The following is a 21,269-nucleotide window of genomic DNA, read 5'->3' on the forward strand; positions in this document are numbered from 1 at the left end:
TGAGCTTGGTCATTATGCTACCTAGTACACGTCACCATAAAAAAGGTTTGAAAAAAAGAATGATGAAATACAAAAGGTGGGTGTTTAATTAATCAAGCTCCCCAGTTTGAGATCAGTCTGTGCATCTTGTGGTTTCTGTGCCACCCTCTAAAAATATCTTCATTTATTGCCGACACTTTTTTACGGTGACGTGTACTAAAGCTAATGTTGGGTTTAGCGTTGCTCAGCCCAACCTAAACTTAATTCATTATTTTAGACTTACTACGCTATTACCATCATCAATCAGCAGCAGCATAATCAGGTAATGCTATCAATTCAGAACTCACAGCATTAATATAATTTTGGTCATCCAAAAGTTGTGGTTGTAACTTCTTAGCATTTACCGCAGCTACGACCAAATCTTTTGCAAGAATATTGCTATTTAGAGTTTTAAATACTAGTGTTCCGCCACTGGGAATACCATGTTGCAAAAGGCCCCCTTGATAAGCATAAGCAACAAGATCGAAAGGTTCCAGGTGACTAATGCTACTATAATCATTGGGTAATTTGTTCAAGTTACTGACTATTGCTTGATTAGCGTTTGTAGCAACTGTTTGTGCAGTACTGATTCCAGGCATAAGAGTTATTGAAGTCACAACTAGTAAAGAATCTATCAAGATAGAGAATTTCATAGGGTAATCCGGAATTTAAATAAAGAGTTATTAGTTTTAGTAAGTTTTAGTAGTCTAAAAACATAAAGGGGAGAATTAGGGGAGAAATAAATTGAAGAGGGCAGAAAGAAGGCACTTATGTTTCGTACCCTGCTTTAAGCTGGCGCAACAGATGGGAATTCAAACCATGACCAGAACCACCAAATTTCCAATTTAATGGGGGTTTTAAACCCTTGCTCCCAAGGCGTCGCACAGACGGTGACGCTCCTGCGTCGAAGAGAGCTGCGCTATCGGGCTTTTCCGTGAAGGGTAAATCCATGCCATCTGCCTTTCTTGATAAATAAGGTAATGGGCAATAGGGATTGGGTATTAGGAAAAATTATTGGTACTTAATATTTAATACCTAGTACCTAATCCCCAGTACCCATTCCCTAAAGTAGTTATTTTTGACCCGAACAAAACAAAAGGTGGAAAAAATTACCATCGCCTACACGATTTGGCGATATTTTGATGGAATAAAAAATGGCGATCGCCTACACAAGTCTCTACCAAATAATCGCATTTTTAGCCTCAAATATAATCTTTGATTCTGCTATCATTGAAAAATGATAATTAATTAAAAACTTGTACAACGTTAATTACTATTGACAAATAGCAAAATGATTAAACTCGACCAGTTTTTAAAGTTGTTGGGTATAGCTCCAACTGGAGGCCAAGCAAAACTGATGATTATTGATGGTAACGTTAAAGTCAATGGCACAATTGAAACCCGGCGAGGAAGACAATTAATATCAAGCGACCAAGTAACAGTAGCAGGACAAACTTTTAAGGTTGGCGATGTTATTGAATAATTGACAATGCTTACAAAAAAACCGGACATTCTCATGGCCGGTTTTTTAGGTATTTCAATCAATCAAAGGAGGTAGAGTAAATTATCACAACTAGTTAAGCGGTGGGTTGTTCCAGATTGATTTTGACAACTTTATTCCTTTCTTTATCGGCTTTAGGCAGTGTCAGGCTCAAAATACCATCTTTATATTCAGCAGTAACTTTGGTATTTTCAACTCTCACAGATAAAGGAATCACACGTTGAAATTGACCGTAATAAAATTCGCTCTTAATAGTACCTTTTTGTTCAGTTTGAGTTTCAGATTTACGTTCACCGCTAATGTGGACAGCATCTTCTGTTACTTGAATATCCAGGTCTTTAGCTGACATTCCCGGTAGTTCTAGCTTGAGATGAACAGCATCTTCAGTTTCTTGTAATTCAGCAGCCGGAACTCTAACTAAGTTTCTTTCAAATGAACTAGATGGTGCTATAGTCTCTTCAAACAAGTTATTAATTTGACGTTGTAGAGTGTCGATTTCTCTCCAAGGATTCCAACGAACTACTGCCATAACTCTTCCTCGCATTAATTAGCTTTTGTTGATTTGTTTTTGCACTTGTCTGTGTGCTTACTTTTGATATTATGCCGAGTTAAAAATGCTGTAAATTCGGTTATTCTCACCTAATAAATGAGGATTACCGCACCAAGTTGGGATAAAAAAAAGTTACGGTTTGCTCTACTTATCAAGTTCGGTAAACCGGAATAACGATTACAGTACAATTGGTGAATTCAGAACTAAAACAGAATTGGTATCTGACTTTTAGGCAAATCGTTGTGTAGTTTACCAAGTTGAATGTTGTATCACCAAAAATTCACTTTGGGCATTTGTTGGGTTCTCACACCGGAAGGCGAACTTACAATTATCTTTAACTGAAGCATACTGACTGATAACTGATACCAATCCTCCAAAATCAAGGAACAGATGTAAAGCCACAAACCCAGGTAAAATCTGACTTTACTTAATTGTGTTAGCACACCAGGGCGTAGCTTATTGCGTACCTTGTTTACCGATGCAGAGGGTATTCCGAATTGGTATGATTCCGCACCATCATTCATAATGCAACTGTGAAATACCCAGGGTGAGTACGCCCTTGGACATCGCAGTTTCACTAGGGTTACCTTAAAGACTTTCTACAGAAAAGGCTTAGCTAATAAATTATTTACTGTTCTATCAAATTAAGCTTGTTAAGTTACTCAGCAGGTGCAGTTCTCACCTGATATTGTGACGCCCCACAGGAGTATAGAAACTTTGCTCAGGCTTTCTTCAGAATCTCCTCTATTTATTGTATTAATCATTATTAGTTTTTTAGTAGTAACTTTCTCAACTTGGTTATCATCTCAACCATTTACTTTCAGACCTTTTGGGCTGAGTGATATTATACAACAACTGACACTGCCATTATTTATTTCTTTATTGCTAGAGCGTTCTTTAGAAGTTTTTATAACTACTTGGCGAAGCCCATTTATCGAAGAACTGGATATTGAGATTCAGCGACAAAAAATTATGATTGATGAAAAATTAAAACTAGCCAAACAAAATAAACAAAGTAATATTACTGACATTAAATCTAATCGAGCCAGTATTCTCCCGCCAGAAGGAATGAGCTTAGAACAACAAATTATCCAAAATTTTATCCAGAGTCAAGAAGAAGTATTATTAGTAGCTAAACCAGAACTTGATGATTTAAATACAAAAGAACGCCAAAGAGCAGCCTATAAAGCCGATACGCGAACCATTGCGCTATGGACATCGCTTTTAGTCGGTCTTTTAATCAGTGCGATCGGTGTTCGTTCAATCGAACCATTGGTAATTATTGATTCAAATAATCAAATACAGTTAGTTATTTTTCGTTCTTTAGATGCATTATTAACAGGAGGTTTAATTGCAGGAGGTAGCGAGGGAATTCATCAGATAATACAGGTTTTCATCAACTTTATGGAAGCTACATCTCAGCAAATTAAAGACAAGAGATTGCCCTAAAAGTAAGTGGGATTAAGAGAAACGCGATGAACCCAAGTCTTTTCAAGAGTTGGCAGCTAAGAATTATTCTTCTTGTGCTGGTCGTGTTGAAACGTCAAGGAAATTCGCTGCAAGAATGCATGAATCCATCGCGCCTTGAGAGTGTTCTCAACTCGTCTAACTTGCTTGCGGGAAAATCAGCGAGTGACAAACGCTTTTGCATCAAGTTAAAGTGGCTATCTGTGCTAATGGCATCTACGGGACAGGCAGCAACACAGAGTTTGCACTCGTTATAGTCTATTAAGAGTTCCCGCCCCAAAGGAGCTTGGTCAAGCCTAAATTAGGCGTTGAGATAATCAAGAGCGATCGCGGCAATTATACTGTGATCAAAAATACAATTATTTGTGGATTATCCTGAGCCGCTATATGGTTTTAGTCGAGCAAACTAGCTTTATAACCGTTGGACAGGAGTCAATTTATGCTTCGTAAAAGACAAGTCTCTCGCGCTTTAGAAAAGGCTGAGCTAAGAGCTGCTGGATTAAAGGAAATCGATCCAAATTTAGATTTAGGGAATGGTTGTAGCTTAAAAAACTTAACAGAACTAATTGAAAAATTACGCAGCAAAATGGATGAGTATAATAAGCTTTTAGAACTTATTGATGCTATGCGAATTCAGATTAAAGAGTCAGAACAAAAATTAAATGAGATGAGTCAGAGAATGCTGTTGGGAGTGGCTGTGAAATACGGCAAAGATAGCTGTGAATATATGATGGCGGGAGGCGTGCGTACAAGCGATCGCATCCGCAAAGGCAGGAAAACTCGCAGACGTAACGCACTAAAAAAATTAGCAGAGGGCGCTCAAACCGCTTAGTATTACTAATATTGCTTTGAGTAAAACAATTTGTAGGGGTGCATAGCTATGCACCCCTAATTTTTTTTGTAAAATACAATACATAAACTTGAATTTAGTAGTGAAGGAACCAAAAAGCATGGTCGTTTATAGTCCTCAAGCCATCCGTCATATATTGATCGGACTGGGATATTTAGCTCCTGAGATCGATCCTAATCCCGATCCTCAATTTGCTCCTTGGAAACGGAATAATAACCCCTTAACGGACGATCCTACCGAAGAAGCCATTAAAAAGTTTCAAAAACAGTACCCACAAAAACTTGTAGTTAATGGTAACGCTGATGCTCAAACCAGAGAAATACTAGAGGATATAATCAAAGGGCTTCAGAATAGATTGAAGTTTCACGGTTTTGCAACCAATACTGAAATTCCTTCCGATCAGCCTTTTTATGGGCCAGCCACTTATAAAGCCGTAAAGAAATTTCAAAAATCTCAAGGTTTAACTGAAAATGGTATTGCCAGTGTTGAACAGCGTCAAATTCTCCAGCAACCGACTCTGACACCAAATAAGCCCCAGCCTCAGCCGCAAACCAAGCTGATAGATTTGTGGTTGCAATTCAAAAAGAATCCTCAAAATCCTTCTTATATTGCAGCACTAAATAATTTACAACAAAATCTTCCCAAGGATGTTTTACACAAAGTTACTAATAAATGGAGGGGGACAAACGATCAAAATCCTGAAATTGTCAAGCTGACAAATGTATTCACTTATTATGATGATAACAATCCCAATCATCGAGATGCACTTAATCACTTACAAAGTCAGATAACCCCAGCCATCTATAAAGAATTTATCGCTCTGTGGAATAAAAAGTAAACAAATAATATGGTGCGTTACGCTCAAAACCTAGCGCACCTTAATGAATAAATTGATTGTCAAAAAAGTAATATTTAGGCGTTTATGAAAAGTGCGATCGCTGCTCAAACTGCATTCTTATTTTTATCCTCTATATTACTCGTAGCTTGTAGCAAAACTAGTAATATTAATCCAACAACCAATACATCTAATGTTATTCCCATAGGAATTGCTTTTGCCCAAACCAGCAATGTAGCATTACTTGGTCAAGAGGGAACCGATGGAGTAAAAATTGCCGAAAAGTATTTTAATCACATAGGAGGTATCAATGGTAAACCAATTAAATTAGTATTTCAAGATACTGGCGGCGATGAAGCTGGAGCCATTAATGCTTTTCAAACTCTAATTAATCAATATAAAGTCGTTGGCATAATTGGCCCTACTCTATCACAACAAGCTTTTAGTGCTAACCCCATAGCAGAGCGCAATCGAGTTCCAGTAATTGGAGCATCAAATACAGCTCAAGGCATTCCCGAAATTGGTGATTATGTTGCCCGTGTTTCTTCATCTGTAGCTGTGGTTGCTCCTTATTCCGTGAAAGCTGCACTCAAACAAAATCCTCAAATCAAAAGAGTAGCAGTATTCTACGCTCAAAATGATGCTTTCAATAAATCAGAAACTGACATTTTTCAAAAAACAGTTAAAGATTTAGGATTGAATTTAGTCACAGTACAAAAATTTCAAACTACAGATACAGACTTTCAAGCTCAAGCCAGTGATGCTATTAATTTAAAACCAGATTTAGTAATTATATCGGGGTTAGCAGTAGATGGAGGTAATTTAGTTAAACAATTACGAGAACTTGGTTATAAAGGAATAATTATTGGTGGCAACGGTTTTAATACATCCCATATATTTTCTGTGTGTAGGGCGCTTTGTGAGGGCGTGATTGTTGCTCAAGCTTATAGTCCTGTATATCCTAGCCAAATTAACACAATATTTCGCAAAGCTTATATAGAACAATATCAAAGAGAACCACCCCAAGTTAGCGCCCAAGCTTTTGCAGCAATGCAGGTATATGTAGAAGCTCTCCAATCTTTAGATAAAAAAACTGAAATTAACAAATTAACGTTGCCACAGTTGCGTACACAATTGAATCAGGAGTTATTAAAAGGAAGATATCAAACTCCTCTTGGGGAAATTGCTTTTACACCAGCAGGTGATGTGATTCAAAAAGAGTTTTATGTTGCACAATTGAAGATGGAACCAAACGGCATTAAAGGTAAATTTTCATTCTTAAACATAAAATAAATAAAGATTAATCCTCAATATTTAAAATCCAATGAAAGTAATTTTCGGCTTTAATATAGGATTTCTATATAGCCTTCTGTTCCATTAACCCGAATTCTCTGTCCGTCATCGATCAGTTTGGTAGCACTTTCTACTCCGACAACTGCACTTATGCCATATTCACGTGCGATAACTGCTCCATGAGTCATCAGTCCACCAACTTCGGTGACTAGACCTTTTATAGATACAAACAATGGTGTCCAGCTAGGGTCAGTAAAGGAGGTGACTAATATATCTCCATCTTCTAGATCGGCATCTTCCATGTTTAAGATGACACGTGCTCGTCCTTCTATAACTCCGGAGGAAACAGGTAGACCTACAATAGCTTCGGCTGGGAGATTTTCCCGTTTGTACCGACCTGCAATGATTTCACCATCAGAGGTGATAACACGTGGGGGAGTTAGTTTTTTATATAATTTGTACTCGTCTTTTCGTTTACTGATAATCTGGTAATCAAGTTTATTTGTGCATACGACTTCACGAAGTTCTTCAAAAGTGAGATAGTATATATCTTCTTTTTCATAGATAACGCCCGCTTGTACGAGTTGTTCGGCTTCTTTGAGTAAAGCCTGCTTATAAACGAAGTAGCGATTAACTATGCCGTATTTTGGGTATTCACGATAACCGATGAAATTCCGGATTAGACCGATCATTCGTTTTGTCTGTTCGGCCTTTTGTTCACCATCCGGTAATTGCTTCAATCGATCTAATAACTCTTGTTCTTTTTTCAAAGCCGACTGTCGCCCTTGCTCAAATTTCCGATCGCTGGCATTAGGCTCAAAGTTTTTGATGTTACTGAGAATCAGGGGGACAAGTGTACTTGGTTTTTCACTCCAACGAGTTTTAGTAATATCGATTTCTCCGGCACATCGCATTCCGTATTTCTTGAGATAAGCAGAGATAGCGTCTTGGGCTTCCTTTCCACCATCAAACTTAACCAGTTCATCCAAAAAGCTATCATCTTTTACATGTTGTAAATAATTAATTACTTCAGGATAAGGACGAATCACATCTGCGACATCCAATAGTTCCAGACCCATAGACGAAGTAATATTGTTGGGTACAGATTGAGAAAGCGTGTCTGCTACGTTTTTTTCATCTAACCACTCCTTCATCTTTTCATTGATCCATGATGAAGCATTCATAGCAGTCATAATCACACCGAAACTTTGTGGATCGAATAAACTCTTCTTTAATTTCTGGATATCTTCCAGAATAAAATCAATTAGATCCAATCCTGATTTCGTTTGGATGTTATGTTTTAAATCGTCTATCGACACTTGATTACTCTTAATTAAATCAGAAACGATTGTCGGATCGTATTCGTTTAGTGTTTGAAAATCCGCAGGCGATGGAGATTTATTGCTTTTACCGGAATCCAGTTCTTTTTTATCATTTGGTAACGATTGTATAAAATCTCCTCGCTCTATGATGCTCATAAGTGCGTCTTTTATGAGCGGTTCGGATTTTCCCAAGACATCTACTATAATTTCTCTTCTAACAGGTGAAGCCAGATCGGGTGTGATATCAACAAACAACCTTCCACCAGCTTTATACATAGGTCGAGCAGCTGTTAACTGAAATAAAGACAATCCCAATGGTTTCATAGGGTCAGTCATCATTTGTTGATGACCGACAGATACATAGACGTGATTTTGGCGATCGCTCGCTTCAGGAATGGGATATAAAGTCGTGATGGGGCGACTCTGGACAATATGAAATGTGTCATCAACCAAACACCATTCGATGTCCTGGGGGCAGCCGAAATGTTCTTCAATCTTCCTACCGATGCGCTCAAGCTGTAAAATCTGCTCATCCGTTAGCGCTTGCCTGTTCTGTCTGTGTGGTTCAATCTCCTGTTCTTTCGTACCGCCATCTTTTAAGGCGTAAATAGCCAGTTTCTTGGGGGATATCTTCTTATCGATAACCTTGCCGTTACACACTTTATAGATATCAGCATTCACAATGCCTCTGACCATAGCCTCACCAAGTCCGAAGCTAGCATCAATGGATAACACCTTCCTATTACAATTGACGGGATCGGCAGTAAACAAAATTCCTGCTACCTGCCCAAAGACCATCTTCTGAACAACCACAGACAGGTGGACTTTACGGTGGTCGAAGCCATTTTGAAGGCGGTAAATTACTGCTCTTTCGGTAAATAGCGATGCCCAGCACTTGCTGATATGCTGAGAGATTGCCTCCTTTCCAATAATGTTCAAATACGTATCCTGCTGGCCTGCAAAGGAGTCCGTCGGTAAATCCTCTGCTGTTGCGCTGGATCTTACTGCATAGGCATTTTTTTCTCCAAGCCTGGAGAGGAGGCTGGCGATCTCTTCATTAATGTCTTCAGGGATAGTTATCCCTTCGATGAAAGAGCGAATCTCACCGCTAAGTTCACTGATTTTATGCCGGTCTTCCACCAATAGATGCGATAACTGAGCAAGTAATTCGTTAATCGACGGCGTTTCCCCAATGATTCTTTTAAAAGCTTCAGTAGAAATACAAAAGCCATCCGGTACGTGGATTCCCTCAATCCTAGATAGTTCCCCCAGGTTGGCACCTTTGCCCCCAACAACCTTGAGTTTTGTTTTGTCAATATCTTGAAAACAAAGGACAAATGAACTCATGAGTTTCCTTCCTTTGGCAATTCATACTTTGGTAATTTTAACTGCATCACAAACGATCGACTCTCGACAATCTGTGTGTATGGGCATTGTTATACGGCGATCGCGAAGTGTGCCAAATGGAAAGCTATTTTATACAGGTAATGCCTACCATATCGGGATAGTCAATGTAGTCCTGCCAGAACTCAAAGCCAAATTTCTGTATGCCTTCAGGACTGATTGTTGGTTGATGCCAGCAGATCTCTTTAAAACCAGCACTCATCAAGGCCCATTCATAAGTCGCTTTGCTGAGGTAGTAGTTGTCAAAACTGATACTGATAGACTCGCCGTCATCAAGAATTGTTAATGTTAAAGTTATGGGAGTACCTTCCTTAAGCGACTGGGCACATTTTCTAGAAATGCCATATTTCTCATGTTTATGATAAAACTCTCTTGGCAGTTCTAAATTATTGTTCAAACCGACAAATCGACCACCAGGTTTGAGATGAATTGCTATGGCCTGACACATTTTGAGTAGTTGCTCTTTACTTGAAGCGTAATTCAGCAAGTAGGAGGATAACACAAGATCGAAGCTGCCAAGAGAACCAACTTCGGTGACATCACCGATAATATATTCAATTTTCTTGGGATCGGAGGCTTCTTCAAGTCTTGCCAGTTCTATCATTTTTGAGGAAATATCCACACCAACCAAACGTGCAGCGCCATTTAGCTTAAGCAATCGTGTGAAAAATCCTTCTCCACAAGCTAGATCGAGGATTGATTTCCCGGCAACATCTCCGATGAGATTTAAGTATGTATATGCCTCACCATACAAGCGATAAGGCAATTTGTTAAGTTTTTGAAACTGGAGAGCTATATCATCATACACAGCTGCCATTTTTTCACCTCAGTTGCAAGTTTTTTATTAAAGGATGTCTGATACAGTTGGGTCTCGTTGTTTTAAATTACGATACACTTATTGACCAAGTTTAAACTTCGAGTAGAAAAGCTATGAAATCAGGATAGTGGTAAATATGAATTTGACTGTCTCAAAACTGATGTCAGCCTCTAGACCTACTTACCCCAATTGCGGTTCTCAACACACTATCAAAAGTCAATAACCCGCCGCTAAATCCTGTTCGGTGTTACATATTGGGACAAGTTGGCATATCATCTCCAACGAGTAGCCTTGCGAGACTGGGCAATGCCTCACCGTAAGTTGGGTGAATGTGAACCGATTGTTCGAGTACCTGCCACGTTGCTTTAGCTTCCATCAGCGACAAAAAGACATGCACAAGTTCAGCCGTTTCGTAGCCAACCAGCGTTGCTCCTAAAATCAAATTTGTGTGGGTGTCGATGACCATGCGGTAGAAACCCAAATCGTGCCCCCATTCAATGCTACGAGCGATATGAGCCATCGGCAGGGTGACTTCACGGGCAGCAATGCCCTGTTTCTGAGCCTGCTCTAACGTCATCCCCACCCGGCCCACTTGCGGCTCAGTGTAGACGGCATAGCCTAACACGCGATCGTTGCGCGTCCGGTGTTCGCCACACAGAATTGCTTTCAAGCGCCGATAGTCCTCCCAAGAAACATGGGTAAAAGCAGGCTGCTTGGCAACGTCTCCGATCGCATAAATTCCAGAATGACTCGTTTGAAATTGCTCATCGATTTTAATAAAACCCTGGGCATCTAATTCAACGCCTGTCACCGCAGAATTTAATGTTTGAGTATTCGGTTTGCGCCCAGTCGCAATCAGCAATGCTTCTCCATCAAGTACTTCACCATTGTTCAGCGTTAAGGTAAACACACCGTTAGTGTAAGCAACCTGCTGAACCGTCACATTGAAATGCAGCCCTATTCCGTCTTGTCTAAAAGCATCAGCAAGCACAGCACTGACATCAGATTCTTCTTGAGCTAGCAGGCGATCGCCCCGCACAATTAATTCGACTTGGCTCCCTAAACGTGCCATTCCCTGCCCTAACTCCAGGGCAATATAGCCACCGCCGACCACGAGCAACCGGGGCGGAATCTGCTGTAAATCAAAGAAATTTCGGTTGGTGAGATAAGGCGTTCCAGCTAAACCAGGAATCTCAGGAATATTAGAGGATGTTCCTGTGTTGATAACAGCGATCGGAGCCTGCACAGTCACACCGCCTCCACTCACAGTTCGTTCTCCGGTGAAAACAGCTTCAGCGCAGATGACTCGAACCCCTGCACTCTCTAGTCGCCCCTTGGTACCCTGGTTAAACTGGCTGCGAATACTACGCACACGCTCCATCACCGCAGAAAAATCGACTTCAACCTGCGCGTGTATGCCTAACTTTGCCGCTTGCCCTGCGCGACCTGCGGCATGGGCAGCGGCTAGAAAGGCTTTAGAAGGTGTGCAACCATAGTTTATGCAACTGCCTCCCAATGCATCGCGCTCAAATAGAACGACGTTTCGACCTGCTTTGGCAAAGTCAGCTGCGAGTGGAACTCCCCCCTGACCACTTCCAATTACAATTACATCTGCTGTTTCCATGATTACCTCTGTTGATAGCTGGCCATTACAATTTGTCGAGTCCGACTGGTTTTAATTAAATCCGCTGCCTTCTCGCCAATCATGTTGGTAGTGCGATAAGGGACATCCAAGAATTAAATTACTCAATTTCTACATCAAACACTAGTATCCAATTTCCTCTCCTTCTGCTCCCCCAAGCGATTGATTATTTTTTTATTTGGAAGTCCCTTTTCCAGATACAGCACACCAACAAGTTTACTTTGATTCAACAGCGGCAAACAAAAAAGTGATTTCGTTTGATTCTGCTGAATATATGGCTCATTGATAAAATTACCTTCTAAAATCAAGCAATGCTTGGCAGTTACCTTTCTTGTTAGTTAATCTTTTCGCTAAATTTCAGGATAGTTTGCCAAATCGATAGCCCAGTTCAAATAAAAGTATATTCTGGTTTACCGAACTAATAATTTTCTGGTTTTCTACACCTGATAACCTACCTAAATTTGCTGGCGGTAATCATCATTAATTAGACGTAAAAACCGAATTTCCATGCTTGTCATTTTTCAATAACATAGCAATTAAAGGAAGGGTTGAAATCTTCATTGATTCTGCTACAAGCTACTATTATTACAAGGAAAAAGCTGATATGCTAGTTCGTTACAGCCCCTGGCAAGAATTGAATGCTTTAGAACGTCACCTCAACGGTTTACTTGGAGATACTAAAGTACCATCTGCACGGTTTGAAAAAGCCTTTATTAGAGTTCCGGCTGTTGAATTGCAAGAAACAAAAGATGCTATTCATCTGAAGCTAGAATTACCAGGAATCTCAGCTAAAGACTTGGATGTTCAAGTCACTGAAGATGCTGTGCATATTAGTGGCGAGCGGAAGTCTGAAACTAAAACAGAAGAAAAAGGTACTACCAAGAGTGAATTTTATTATGGTAAATTCCAACGTGTAATTCCTCTATCTACTAGAGTCCAAAATACCAATGTAACCGCTGAATACAAAGACGGCATTTTGAATTTGACACTGCCTAAAACTGAGCAAGAAAAGAACAAAGTTGTCAAAGTAAATCTATAAACGGTTGTCAATCGGTTGATATTCAAATAGTCTACCTCTTTAGATAGAGAGGAGATAACTATCTCTATTTCTTTAGATAGAGTGGAATAAAAAAAAGCCTGGTTATAATAAATAATAACCAGGCTTTTTTCAGCTAAATAAAGCAATGTCTTAGAGTGTAGATCTTATAGCGATCGCACTTTTGAGATATCTTGGTTTTGCAGAAGATTGGGATGGATTGAAGCAGACTCTTGAAGCACGACCAAATACTTGATGATCTGCTAAATCATCCCCTTTTCTGTGCAACGTTGATATTTTTTTGTGTGATGCGATCGCTGTTAATCTGCAAAGCGCAAATTTGCTATTACAATTTAGACAACATAGGCAACAATAGTAAAATTAGTTTCGCTTAGTAACAAACCAGTGTTGAGTAGTTGTGCGAATTGTACCTGAGTAAATGCACCACCGCTACCATCTTGGTCAAAGAACAGGCCACCTGTACCGCTGTTGTAGATAAATCGCTGAGCCTCTGTTATTGCCGTTGAACCAATGATAAACTGGTCAGCCGAAAGTGTATTTCCTATTAACTCGCCGCCAAAACCTGAAGCCGATACCTGAATACGGTCAATACTAGCGTCGAAATCATTAAGACTATCAATGCCTTGATTATATGTATAGAAATCAAAGGTATCAGTGCCTTTCCCCCCAATCAAAAGATCGTTGCCATCGTTCCCATTGAGTTTGTCGTTGCCATCACCACCCACAATAGTGTCAGCCTTGGCTGTACCCTGAATCTCTAATTCTTCAATATTCTTATAGCTAACTTGATACGTCCCAGACTTAATCAAGCCTTGCTTAGTGATTGCATTGAAAGTCGAAGTAATTCCCTCGATATTAGAATTCTGGAAATCGACGAACAAATAATCGTCATCCACACCTCCATCTACCTTTTGAGTCACCAAGGAAGAGGGAGCAATTGAGGGAGCGCTGAAATCGAAGGAGTCATTGCCATCTCCTCCACTGAAGGTATTGTTACCGCTGCTATTGTAAGCCAAAAAATCATCATCCTCAGTGCCGCCGTCTAAGAAGTTGTTCCCAGAAGAATAAGAAATATCTAAATCATCATCCCCACTTCCTCCCTTGAGAGTATTGTTACCACTGGTATATCTAGCGTAAAGGTCATCATCCTCAGTGCCAGCATCTAAGAGGTTTTTCCCAGAAGAATAAGAAATATCTAAATCATCATCCCCACTTCCTCCCTTGAGAGTATTGTTACCACTGGTATATTTAGCGTCAAGGTCATCATACTCAGTGCCGCCGTCTAAGAGGTTGTTCCCAGAAGAATAAAAAACTGTCTCTAAACGAGCATTTAGATCTTCTAAATCTTTTCCATAGCCACTAACATCTAAATCATCATCCCCATTTCCTCCTTTGAGAGTATTGTTCCCAGTGGTACCTTGAGCATACAGATCGTCATGGCCTGTGCCACCGTCTAAGAGATTTTTCCCAGAAGAATCAGAAACATCTAAATAATCATCCCCACTTCCTCCCTTGAGAGTATTGTTCCCAGTGGTTTCAAAAGCATACAGTTCGTCATGGTCTGTGCCACCGTCTAAGAGGTTTTTCCCAGAACCCTCAACATGGAGGTAATCATAGCCTAGTTCGCCGTACAGCTTATTATCTCCCGCGCCGCCATAAACGGTGTCATCACCCAGGCCACCATAGAGATAATCAGCATCGGCCTGACCAAATAAGAGATCGTCTCCCTCTCCTCCATAAAGAGTGTCAATACCGGTATCTCCATAAAGAGTGTCATTGTCGCCTTCGCCGTAGAGTTTATCATTACCATTCCAACCAGCTAGTTTGTCATTGCCATCGCCACCATAAACGGTGTCATTGCCATCGTTGCCATAAAGCTCATTGTTGACTACATTGCCAGTAATAATGTTATTTAGCTCGTTTCCATTGCCAATAATGCCTGTGGTTCCAGTTAAAATCAGGTTTTCGATATAGCTACCTAAAATATATTTGGAAGCAGAAGACTTAACCGTATCAACACCACCCGCATTGCCACCGGAGCCGTTATCTTCACTGGCAATATCCTCAGTGTTATCAACGATGTAAGTATCGTTACCCGCTCCACCTTTCAATGTATCCTTACCAGGGCCACCATCTAGTGTGTCATTACCTGCTGCACCATTGAGCGAGTCATCGCCTTCGTAGCCATAGATGATGTCAGCAGCTGTACCGCCATTCAGAAGATCGTTACCATTGGTACCCTTGAAAGTTGCCATAAATTCTACCTATCTAAATCAATTGTTTTGGAAACTTGAGATATTAACCTGCTGGTATTACTGTTTTCAGACACAAAAAATTAGCCGACAGCTGGGACTATCGGTATAATATAGTGCAGATTCAGCAAAAATAGCTTGACAGTGTAATTACTCTATTCACAGCTTTACAAGCAGTGATTAGCTAGTATGCTTACGCAGTAATGTAGGTTAATTTAATCACTATAATCTGTGTTTAATTGAGTGTCACTACCTGCTTAAAAATTTCTTCGCTTCGCTTAGTTGTATATTTATCTATATATAAATAAATAAAAATACTCCTGAAACTGGAGTGATGTATAGTACTAAATATACTGAGGTAAGCGATTGTTATGAGAAGCGATCGCACTTTGAAGGTTTTAGCGATGCGATCGTTGTAAATATTACGTTAGCTGGCAACGAACATCATGTTTACTAGTAGTAATATTTTATTGGTAATTAATCAGCAAATGACTGTAATATTTCTTTTTCCTTTAATGGGTATCCCATTTATATAAATTTTTCTAGAATTATCTATAGTGTTAATCTTTTGATTACTAATATTGTTCTGGTCTGAATCTTCATTCGGATTTTTGGGTTTTTTCATACCTTCAGTAATATTGATTATATAACCGCAGGGATAACCCTCATGAGTTTGGCAATATCCCCCTAGTACAGTCTCAGCTTGAGCGATGGTCATCTCTTGCAAAAATAATTCTGGATCGATTACTTGTAAGTCTGAATCTATTATCTTAGCCATTTTCTCAATTTCCTTTATCACCAATCCTTATCTCTTCATTTATAAAAGCATTTGATAGTTTTTAAATTCGGCTTAAGTTCTAAATTAAAATATTCGCTTTCTTACTTCCGATAGAGGTAATATTCTACAACCATCAAAATATGCCTTGAGATATAATCACCTCAAAGCATGTTTTTCTAGGCAGAGTAATATGGTGTTCGCTTAACCACTTATTAAAACGGCAGAACCTCAAACTTTAACCACTAATGTCAGATTGTAAATCTTGTTCTAATTGCAATGCTTCATTTAAGATTGCATTTGTGAACTTTATACTTTTAAAGTAAGTATAATAAGCCGCTACTGGCACTGTTAATACATCACTCCAGGCTTGTTCTGCTTTATGAAAATTTTGAATTCTCGGATTGTTTGCAGAGCATAAGTTTTCATCTGTGAACCCTAAGTGTTGGATTTCTGTGATTGCTGGCAGTTGAGAAACCAACCCATCATGATAGTCTCTGACTGTTAGCAAATACTCATAAATCTGGCGAGAGAGCCGTTTGCCAACTGGCTGTAGTAAGTTACAAGCTAGCGCGGGAATAATATGCCAAGTTTCTGCCAATAAATCTCGATCTAACCCTGATATTTTGGCGGGAATCAACAAATCTATGTTGCTGATGAAATCTGTTTCTAATGATAGCAACATCACATAAACAATCAACCATTCCTCTTCTATGTTTTCAGATAATTCAGGTTCTCTGACAATCATTACATAGCGCGGTGGTGAATTGCCTGCCAAAAAATTCCGTGCTAAGGAAGAGTATAAATGCTGTTGCTCTTCGCTTAGCAAATCTAGAGGGCTTCGTACTAAGCAATTCACTTTCCAAATTTCTCCAGGTTGTGGCGTTAAGATATTACACCTCTGCTTATTTAAAAAAATGAATTTACCCAAATTTACACGCATAGACTTTTATTTAAAATAATTTTCTTTGGGAAACAAATCTTCAAGATTTGATAGTATCCAAGCGATATTTAGTTAACAATTCAGCTATTTTTACTATGATGAATTGTTCTAATTTGGATAATCAGCCTGTAATCAAATATTTTATTGGCTTACCACTGCTTTTTTGACTGACGTTCTGATATCTTATCGTGGCAAGTTTTTCGCAGTTTATCTTTCATATCTTTAATTTCTAATAGTCCTAATAGCTCTGCAATACGCCTTAAAAGTTCTTGCCATCGCTTGGAAACTTCACCCTGGCTAATTCTTAATTCAGCAGCGATTTGAGTTTGTGTTTTACCATCAACTTTTCCTTGCCATAATTTAAGATAATTTAGATGTGGATAGCATTTATCAAGTTTATAAATAGACTCTAGTGCTTTCAGAATTAAATCTGCACGCTCTATTGCATCCAATGTGCTAAATTCATCAGGAATTGTATCTAATAAAGGCATATCTGTTCCTGGGATATTATCATCTAAACTCTGATACTTCCGCACGCTTTCTTTGCGAATAAAATCAATAATTGCACATCTAGCTACAGCAACAGCCCAGTAATAAAACTCTTCTACACTCCCTTGGCGAAACTTTCCTGCTTGAAAAGCCAGGAAGACCTTTAAATGGGCGATCTGAAAAGCATCTTCCCAAGATAAACCTGTTCCTCTAGTGTATTTGCGGGCAATCTTTTCTAATCTCTGGCGATAGTCCAATCTGAGCAGAATTTCTTGATAAACAGACAATGATTCTTGTTCTAATAGCATAAGTTATTAAGCAAAATTAATTTTTTAGTAAAAATGCCTTTACACTTGAAAACCGACTAACTATATTGTGGTAAATTTCTGTATTTGGTCTTATCTACTATGTTTTCAATCTTGATTAGCTGGGTTTTATGGAAATAATTAGGTAAATTTCTACTAAAGTAACTTACCTTTCTAAAATAAATTTAAGGGAAAACAAACAAAAAAATAATTTTATCAAGCAAGCAAAATAGACAATAATGCAGGTATTATTGTTTGTATCTTTTTAATTAAGACAGAAAAAAATGATAAAAACTTCTATTAATGAGAATGAAATATTTTGAAAATTTAGTTACGGCTAAATTATTGGTAACCTCATCAGTAATTATTTAAGCTCTAAAAAATATTTATAAGACAATATTTAAGGAATTTAGTCTATGATATTTCAATTTTGAATTTTTTTGTATATTTTTATACTATTTAGTGCTATATATTTTAGATCAAAACTACTAACATTGACATAAATTTTTGAGACAAAAAAAGTATTTATGTCTTATAAATATCCCAAAATAATTATTTCAAAGATGGGATTTTACATATAATAGTCGGTGAGCAAAGTTGACTTATGCAATAAAGTAAAAGTCAACTCTACTAACTTTAGAGGAGCTAATATCGTGGCAAAAATAGTAATTTACACTTTATCTTCTAATTTCAGAAAAACATTTATACACAATCTAACTACAGAACAAGCAAAAAGTATATTTGCAGGTTTTTATTCTTATGGGTTTGACATAATGAACACTACCGATAGGGTGTATATCAATGCTACTGACACTAATCTTAGATTCGACGGTGGAGGTATAAATTCAATCAATTCTCATGATAATAATATAAATACAACAACCAGTTCAAGGTCAATATCCAATTAATTTATTTTTTTCTTAGTTTTTAGCATTCTGGTAGTAATCATACAGAAACTTAGATGCTAGTTATTTAACTTTCTCTGAAAGTATATAGCAATAATAAGTCAAACTTGAGAAAAATAAATATGAAATAAAAAATACCTATTTATAAACTTTTTAGGCATTTTGTTTCTCCTAATTAATTTAGGATTGCTATAGTTAGAGAAAACAGTTCAGTAATGCAATACATTAAAAGTCAATTCTACTAACTTTAGAGTAATTAACATCATGAAGAAAATCGTAATTTCCACTTTACATCCTAATTCCATAGAAACATTTATCGACAATCTAATTACAGAGCAAGCAGAAAGTATACTGGCAAGTGGCTATCCCTATGGGTTTCGCATAATGAACACTACTGATAGAACTTATATCAATGCTGTTGACAGTAGTGTTAGATATGACGGTGGAGGCCCAGGTTCAATCAATTACCATGATAATAATATAAATACAATCACTAGTTCAAGATCAATATACAATCGGTTTGTTTATTAGTTATTGATAATTGTTGCAAATATCACCCAATAAATTATCGATATTGCTCCGGATTTATTACAAGTAATAAATCCGTTTTTTGTATTTGATGATTCGATTTATGCATTTATATAAAGCATTTTTACTAAATGTTTGTTGAGGTTTTAGTATCAAAAAAATATATCAATAAAAAGTGTAGCTGACTAGTTTATGAATTACCAAAAAATCAGACTTTGCCATAGCAGTATAGTCATACAATTTCACTTTCAAATATATATAAATAGGCAACAGGAGGGAAGAATTAAAAACCAATCATTTGTATCAGGTATTTCGTGAAATAGTATCAGCGATCGCTCTGTTAATAAAATAACAGTAAAATCGGGATTTTCATAACCTGCAACTTTAGTTATTAACAAAAAACCTCAGCGAATTCACTGAGGTTTGAGAAAGCAAGTATTTAGGAGTCAATCACGGCAGAAACAGATACAAAAAATCTCAGGTCAGGCTCTGAGCAATCAAAACTAAATCTATCTATGAATATTAATCATATCTCTTTCTTCCGTTCTTATTTTCTTTAACGAATACTCAATGCAAAATATTCCTAAACTAGCAACAAAAATTCTGCTAAATCTGTAACTCAATCTAGATAAGAGTTTGAGAGATTATCTAAATTTATTCGCATAAAGTTTAGGCATTATGTAGAGTTATAGAAACACTACATAATACCTAAACCTCTTATTGTGCAAAAGCTTTTGACAGGTAAATGACAGACTCACCAATCTTATGCCAACTTGGCGATCTGATTTTGGAATATTTTGCATCGAGTATTCGTTAAAGGAAATAGGAACAGTTCACAAATAGACAAGCAAGTTTGACTATCAGCAAACAATTTACTTGGATATTTACCTTGGTGTGAGCTGTGACTGGAAACAATGTGCGTACCTTTTCACCATAAAAAAGTACGACTTTACCTTGACCCTGATGCTCTTAATTACACAATATGCTGCAAATTATCGATCTCGAAAATAACAAACTTTTCAGCGAAATTTCCAATGAAGAATCTGCTAGCGTTAGTGGCGGTGGACTTGAATCCTTTGGACTGGCAAGTATCCTTGCAATAGCCACTGGCGTTTTTACAGACCCAGTTGTACAAGCCGTGCTACTATTTACCGCAATTAACCCCTCTCTCGAATAAGCTTGTTTGCATAAGTTGAGGAAAATAACGCGCCCTTATTCGATTCCAAGAAATTAGATCGGATACCCACCGCTTAAAAGTGAGTCAAGTGTGCGCGTTATTAAACCTCTTCTAATCATAGACATTTCCCTCCTTAAATGTTTACTCTCCCTACTCTTCTACAAAGAATAAACTTTTTTGACAATTTTTTAGAGAGAGGAGAGTAAATAATTACTAAGTTTTTACTTCGATATTTGCCTTAATACAATATGTAGCTGGAAACTAATGTACATAGCTTTTCGCTATGAAACAAGTATCACTTTCCTCTTAGTTGTGATGTTGCTAATTACCAATATGCTGCAAATTATCGATCTCGAAAATAATGAACTGTTTAGCGAAATCTCCAGTGAAGAATCTGCTACTATTAGTGGCTGTGAAGTTGCCCCTTATGCCTTCGGAGCAGCCGCCCTCACCGCTGGACTTTTTGCCGGGTTACTTGCCTTTGGAGTTAGCTCTCTGATGTCAGAGATGGGGAACCCAACCGCTGGAAATCTTGCAGTAGCTTAATCTCCAAATTTTGGCTACGAATTTTATTTAATGTTAGAAAATAAAGGTTTAAAGCTTGATTAAACCAAAATTTTTCCAGAAATTGCATCGGATACTCATTGCTGAAAGCTGAGGAGATAGACGCGTTATTAGATTTTTGATAAAAATCAACAAGTTCCTCGAAAAATTACTTGCATATTTACCTGAATACTACCTGTGGCTAGAAACGATGTGCGTACCTTTTGGATATGACTAAGCGTCACTTCATTCTTCAGCTTGATGCTATTAATAACTACACAATATGCTGCAAATTCTCGATCTCGAAAATAACGAACTGTTCGCCCAAGTCTCTTGGGAAGGATCTGCTACTGTATTAGGAGGTATTACTGGTGTTGATTTGGCTAACATTCAGGATGGTATCAATAATGTATCAAATAGCCTTAGCCTGTTTTCTCTAGATGGTAACAAGCTTTTTACGGTTGACTTTTCAAGATTAACTATTAATTTCGTAATCATGTTACCTATAGGTACACCACAAGTTTTAAGTTTGACTACTGGGACTTAAACATTTTTAATTTTCACTCAGTGAAGTACAAATTTTAAGGGACAAAGCC

The 21,269-nt window shown here is 38.0% G+C and carries 22 protein-coding genes; 11 read left to right on the forward strand and 11 right to left on the reverse strand.

Annotated features, from left to right (window positions below; all coding sequences use genetic code 11):
* Window positions 1-278: 278 nt before the first annotated feature.
* Both H6H03_RS33455 and H6H03_RS33460 read right to left on the reverse strand, forming a co-directional pair.
* Window positions 279-617 (reverse strand): hypothetical protein, encoded by a 339-nt coding sequence (locus H6H03_RS33455; RefSeq protein WP_242058108.1) that lies wholly within the window; start codon window positions 615-617, stop codon window positions 279-281.
* A gap of 169 nt (window positions 618-786) precedes the next feature.
* On the reverse strand, window positions 787-969 hold the full coding sequence (locus H6H03_RS33460; protein WP_190959332.1) for a hypothetical protein: 183 nt from the start codon (window positions 967-969) through the stop codon (window positions 787-789).
* Window positions 970-1,096: 127 nt separating this feature from the next.
* On the opposite strand from H6H03_RS33460, the gene H6H03_RS33465 reads away from it, so the two are divergent.
* Window positions 1,097-1,237 carry a hypothetical protein gene (locus tag H6H03_RS33465; RefSeq protein WP_190959333.1) on the forward strand — a complete coding sequence of 47 codons (141 nt, stop codon included), beginning with the start codon at window positions 1,097-1,099 and terminating at the stop codon, window positions 1,235-1,237.
* Window positions 1,238-1,309: 72 nt separating this feature from the next.
* Window positions 1,310-1,501 carry an RNA-binding S4 domain-containing protein gene (locus H6H03_RS33470; RefSeq protein WP_190959334.1) on the forward strand — a complete coding sequence of 64 codons (192 nt, stop codon included), beginning with the start codon at window positions 1,310-1,312 and terminating at the stop codon, window positions 1,499-1,501.
* 94 nt (window positions 1,502-1,595) lie between these two features.
* Here the strand turns inward: H6H03_RS33470 and H6H03_RS33475 are convergent, their stop codons facing one another.
* Entirely contained in the window at window positions 1,596-2,048 is a 453-nt protein-coding gene (locus H6H03_RS33475) for an Hsp20/alpha crystallin family protein (RefSeq protein ID WP_190959335.1), read from the reverse strand.
* Window positions 2,049-2,738: 690 nt separating this feature from the next.
* Here H6H03_RS33475 and H6H03_RS33480 point away from each other — a divergent pair.
* On the forward strand, window positions 2,739-3,518 hold the full coding sequence (locus H6H03_RS33480) for a hypothetical protein (protein WP_313931990.1): 780 nt from the start codon (window positions 2,739-2,741) through the stop codon (window positions 3,516-3,518).
* A 94-nt stretch (window positions 3,519-3,612) separates the two neighbouring features.
* Here the strand turns inward: H6H03_RS33480 and H6H03_RS41595 are convergent, their stop codons facing one another.
* Window positions 3,613-3,816, reverse strand: coding sequence for a 4Fe-4S binding protein (locus H6H03_RS41595; RefSeq protein ID WP_277926218.1), 204 nt, complete (start codon window positions 3,814-3,816; stop codon window positions 3,613-3,615).
* Window positions 3,817-3,975: 159 nt separating this feature from the next.
* On the opposite strand from H6H03_RS41595, the gene H6H03_RS33490 reads away from it, so the two are divergent.
* The 3 genes from H6H03_RS33490 to H6H03_RS33500 all read left to right on the forward strand — a co-directional run bounded on the left by H6H03_RS33490 (window position 3,976) and on the right by H6H03_RS33500 (window position 6,514).
* Window positions 3,976-4,368 carry a hypothetical protein gene (locus tag H6H03_RS33490; protein WP_190959336.1) on the forward strand — a complete coding sequence of 131 codons (393 nt, stop codon included), beginning with the start codon at window positions 3,976-3,978 and terminating at the stop codon, window positions 4,366-4,368.
* A 100-nt stretch (window positions 4,369-4,468) separates the two neighbouring features.
* The gene (locus H6H03_RS33495; RefSeq protein ID WP_190959337.1) at window positions 4,469-5,224 is read left to right on the forward strand and encodes a peptidoglycan-binding domain-containing protein; all 756 of its coding nucleotides are present in this window, start codon (window positions 4,469-4,471) and stop codon (window positions 5,222-5,224) included.
* Window positions 5,225-5,308: 84 nt separating this feature from the next.
* On the forward strand, window positions 5,309-6,514 hold the full coding sequence (locus H6H03_RS33500; protein ID WP_190959338.1) for an ABC transporter substrate-binding protein: 1,206 nt from the start codon (window positions 5,309-5,311) through the stop codon (window positions 6,512-6,514).
* Between the two features lie 50 nt (window positions 6,515-6,564).
* Here the strand turns inward: H6H03_RS33500 and ppsA are convergent, their stop codons facing one another.
* From ppsA to H6H03_RS33515, 3 genes are all read right to left on the reverse strand, one after another.
* Window positions 6,565-9,183, reverse strand: coding sequence for a phosphoenolpyruvate synthase (gene ppsA, locus H6H03_RS33505; RefSeq protein WP_190959339.1), 2,619 nt, complete (start codon window positions 9,181-9,183; stop codon window positions 6,565-6,567).
* Window positions 9,184-9,307: 124 nt separating this feature from the next.
* Window positions 9,308-10,057 (reverse strand): class I SAM-dependent methyltransferase, encoded by a 750-nt coding sequence (locus tag H6H03_RS33510; protein ID WP_190959340.1) that lies wholly within the window; start codon window positions 10,055-10,057, stop codon window positions 9,308-9,310.
* A gap of 247 nt (window positions 10,058-10,304) precedes the next feature.
* Window positions 10,305-11,681, reverse strand: a complete 1,377-nt coding sequence (locus H6H03_RS33515; protein WP_190959341.1) for a dihydrolipoyl dehydrogenase family protein — start codon at window positions 11,679-11,681, stop codon at window positions 10,305-10,307.
* Window positions 11,682-12,303: 622 nt separating this feature from the next.
* Between H6H03_RS33515 and H6H03_RS33520 the strand changes: the two genes are divergently transcribed.
* Window positions 12,304-12,738, forward strand: a complete 435-nt coding sequence (locus H6H03_RS33520) for an Hsp20/alpha crystallin family protein (protein ID WP_190959342.1) — start codon at window positions 12,304-12,306, stop codon at window positions 12,736-12,738.
* 350 nt (window positions 12,739-13,088) lie between these two features.
* On the opposite strand, the gene H6H03_RS33525 is transcribed toward H6H03_RS33520, so the two are convergent.
* Entirely contained in the window at window positions 13,089-15,011 is a 1,923-nt protein-coding gene (locus H6H03_RS33525) for a calcium-binding protein (protein ID WP_190959343.1), read from the reverse strand.
* 331 nt (window positions 15,012-15,342) lie between these two features.
* Here H6H03_RS33525 and H6H03_RS41600 point away from each other — a divergent pair, with 331 nt between their 5' ends.
* Window positions 15,343-15,465: a hypothetical protein gene (locus H6H03_RS41600; RefSeq protein ID WP_277926219.1), complete on the forward strand. Its 123-nt coding sequence runs from the start codon at window positions 15,343-15,345 to the stop codon at window positions 15,463-15,465.
* A gap of 24 nt (window positions 15,466-15,489) precedes the next feature.
* On the opposite strand, the gene H6H03_RS33530 is transcribed toward H6H03_RS41600, so the two are convergent.
* The 3 genes from H6H03_RS33530 to H6H03_RS33540 all read right to left on the reverse strand — a co-directional run bounded on the left by H6H03_RS33530 (window position 15,490) and on the right by H6H03_RS33540 (window position 17,523).
* Window positions 15,490-15,786, reverse strand: coding sequence for a hypothetical protein (locus H6H03_RS33530; protein ID WP_190959344.1), 297 nt, complete (start codon window positions 15,784-15,786; stop codon window positions 15,490-15,492).
* A gap of 235 nt (window positions 15,787-16,021) precedes the next feature.
* Window positions 16,022-16,642: a hypothetical protein gene (locus H6H03_RS33535; protein ID WP_313931991.1), complete on the reverse strand. Its 621-nt coding sequence runs from the start codon at window positions 16,640-16,642 to the stop codon at window positions 16,022-16,024.
* A 233-nt stretch (window positions 16,643-16,875) separates the two neighbouring features.
* Window positions 16,876-17,523 (reverse strand): sigma-70 family RNA polymerase sigma factor, encoded by a 648-nt coding sequence (locus tag H6H03_RS33540; RefSeq protein ID WP_190959346.1) that lies wholly within the window; start codon window positions 17,521-17,523, stop codon window positions 16,876-16,878.
* A 2,412-nt stretch (window positions 17,524-19,935) separates the two neighbouring features.
* On the opposite strand from H6H03_RS33540, the gene H6H03_RS33545 reads away from it, so the two are divergent.
* The 3 genes from H6H03_RS33545 to H6H03_RS33555 all read left to right on the forward strand — a co-directional run bounded on the left by H6H03_RS33545 (window position 19,936) and on the right by H6H03_RS33555 (window position 21,220).
* Complete coding sequence (locus tag H6H03_RS33545; RefSeq protein WP_190959347.1) at window positions 19,936-20,130, forward strand: hypothetical protein; 195 nt, start codon at window positions 19,936-19,938, stop codon at window positions 20,128-20,130.
* A gap of 264 nt (window positions 20,131-20,394) precedes the next feature.
* The gene (locus H6H03_RS33550) at window positions 20,395-20,676 is read left to right on the forward strand and encodes a hypothetical protein (RefSeq protein WP_190959348.1); all 282 of its coding nucleotides are present in this window, start codon (window positions 20,395-20,397) and stop codon (window positions 20,674-20,676) included.
* A gap of 280 nt (window positions 20,677-20,956) precedes the next feature.
* Entirely contained in the window at window positions 20,957-21,220 is a 264-nt protein-coding gene (locus H6H03_RS33555) for a hypothetical protein (RefSeq protein ID WP_190959349.1), read from the forward strand.
* The last annotated feature ends 49 nt before the right edge of the window (window positions 21,221-21,269 follow it).

Source organism: Nostoc paludosum FACHB-159 (genome assembly GCF_014698835.1).
Lineage (GTDB): Bacteria > Cyanobacteriota > Cyanobacteriia > Cyanobacteriales > Nostocaceae > Nostoc > Nostoc paludosum.

What these genes read in the sequence shown, in the direction of transcription:
- H6H03_RS33470 (WP_190959334.1), top strand. Translation starts at nt 1,310, where the DNA reads ATGATTAAACTCGACCAGTTTTTAAAGTTGTTGGGTATAGCTCCAACT.
- H6H03_RS33525 (WP_190959343.1), bottom strand. Translation starts at nt 15,011, where the DNA reads ATGGCAACTTTCAAGGGTACCAATGGTAACGATCTTCTGAATGGCGGT.
- H6H03_RS33515 (WP_190959341.1), bottom strand. Translation starts at nt 11,681, where the DNA reads ATGGAAACAGCAGATGTAATTGTAATTGGAAGTGGTCAGGGGGGAGTT.
- H6H03_RS33550 (WP_190959348.1), top strand. Translation starts at nt 20,395, where the DNA reads ATGTACATAGCTTTTCGCTATGAAACAAGTATCACTTTCCTCTTAGTT.
- H6H03_RS33555 (WP_190959349.1), top strand. Translation starts at nt 20,957, where the DNA reads ATGCTGCAAATTCTCGATCTCGAAAATAACGAACTGTTCGCCCAAGTC.
- H6H03_RS33475 (WP_190959335.1), bottom strand. Translation starts at nt 2,048, where the DNA reads ATGGCAGTAGTTCGTTGGAATCCTTGGAGAGAAATCGACACTCTACAA.
- H6H03_RS33490 (WP_190959336.1), top strand. Translation starts at nt 3,976, where the DNA reads ATGCTTCGTAAAAGACAAGTCTCTCGCGCTTTAGAAAAGGCTGAGCTA.
- H6H03_RS41600 (WP_277926219.1), top strand. Translation starts at nt 15,343, where the DNA reads ATGTATAGTACTAAATATACTGAGGTAAGCGATTGTTATGAGAAGCGA.
- H6H03_RS33545 (WP_190959347.1), top strand. Translation starts at nt 19,936, where the DNA reads ATGCTGCAAATTATCGATCTCGAAAATAACAAACTTTTCAGCGAAATT.
- H6H03_RS33520 (WP_190959342.1), top strand. Translation starts at nt 12,304, where the DNA reads ATGCTAGTTCGTTACAGCCCCTGGCAAGAATTGAATGCTTTAGAACGT.
- H6H03_RS33455 (WP_242058108.1), bottom strand. Translation starts at nt 617, where the DNA reads ATGCCTGGAATCAGTACTGCACAAACAGTTGCTACAAACGCTAATCAA.
- H6H03_RS33460 (WP_190959332.1), bottom strand. Translation starts at nt 969, where the DNA reads ATGGATTTACCCTTCACGGAAAAGCCCGATAGCGCAGCTCTCTTCGAC.
- ppsA (WP_190959339.1), bottom strand. Translation starts at nt 9,183, where the DNA reads ATGAGTTCATTTGTCCTTTGTTTTCAAGATATTGACAAAACAAAACTC.
- H6H03_RS33540 (WP_190959346.1), bottom strand. Translation starts at nt 17,523, where the DNA reads ATGCTATTAGAACAAGAATCATTGTCTGTTTATCAAGAAATTCTGCTC.
- H6H03_RS33510 (WP_190959340.1), bottom strand. Translation starts at nt 10,057, where the DNA reads ATGGCAGCTGTGTATGATGATATAGCTCTCCAGTTTCAAAAACTTAAC.
- H6H03_RS33500 (WP_190959338.1), top strand. Translation starts at nt 5,309, where the DNA reads ATGAAAAGTGCGATCGCTGCTCAAACTGCATTCTTATTTTTATCCTCT.
- H6H03_RS33530 (WP_190959344.1), bottom strand. Translation starts at nt 15,786, where the DNA reads ATGGCTAAGATAATAGATTCAGACTTACAAGTAATCGATCCAGAATTA.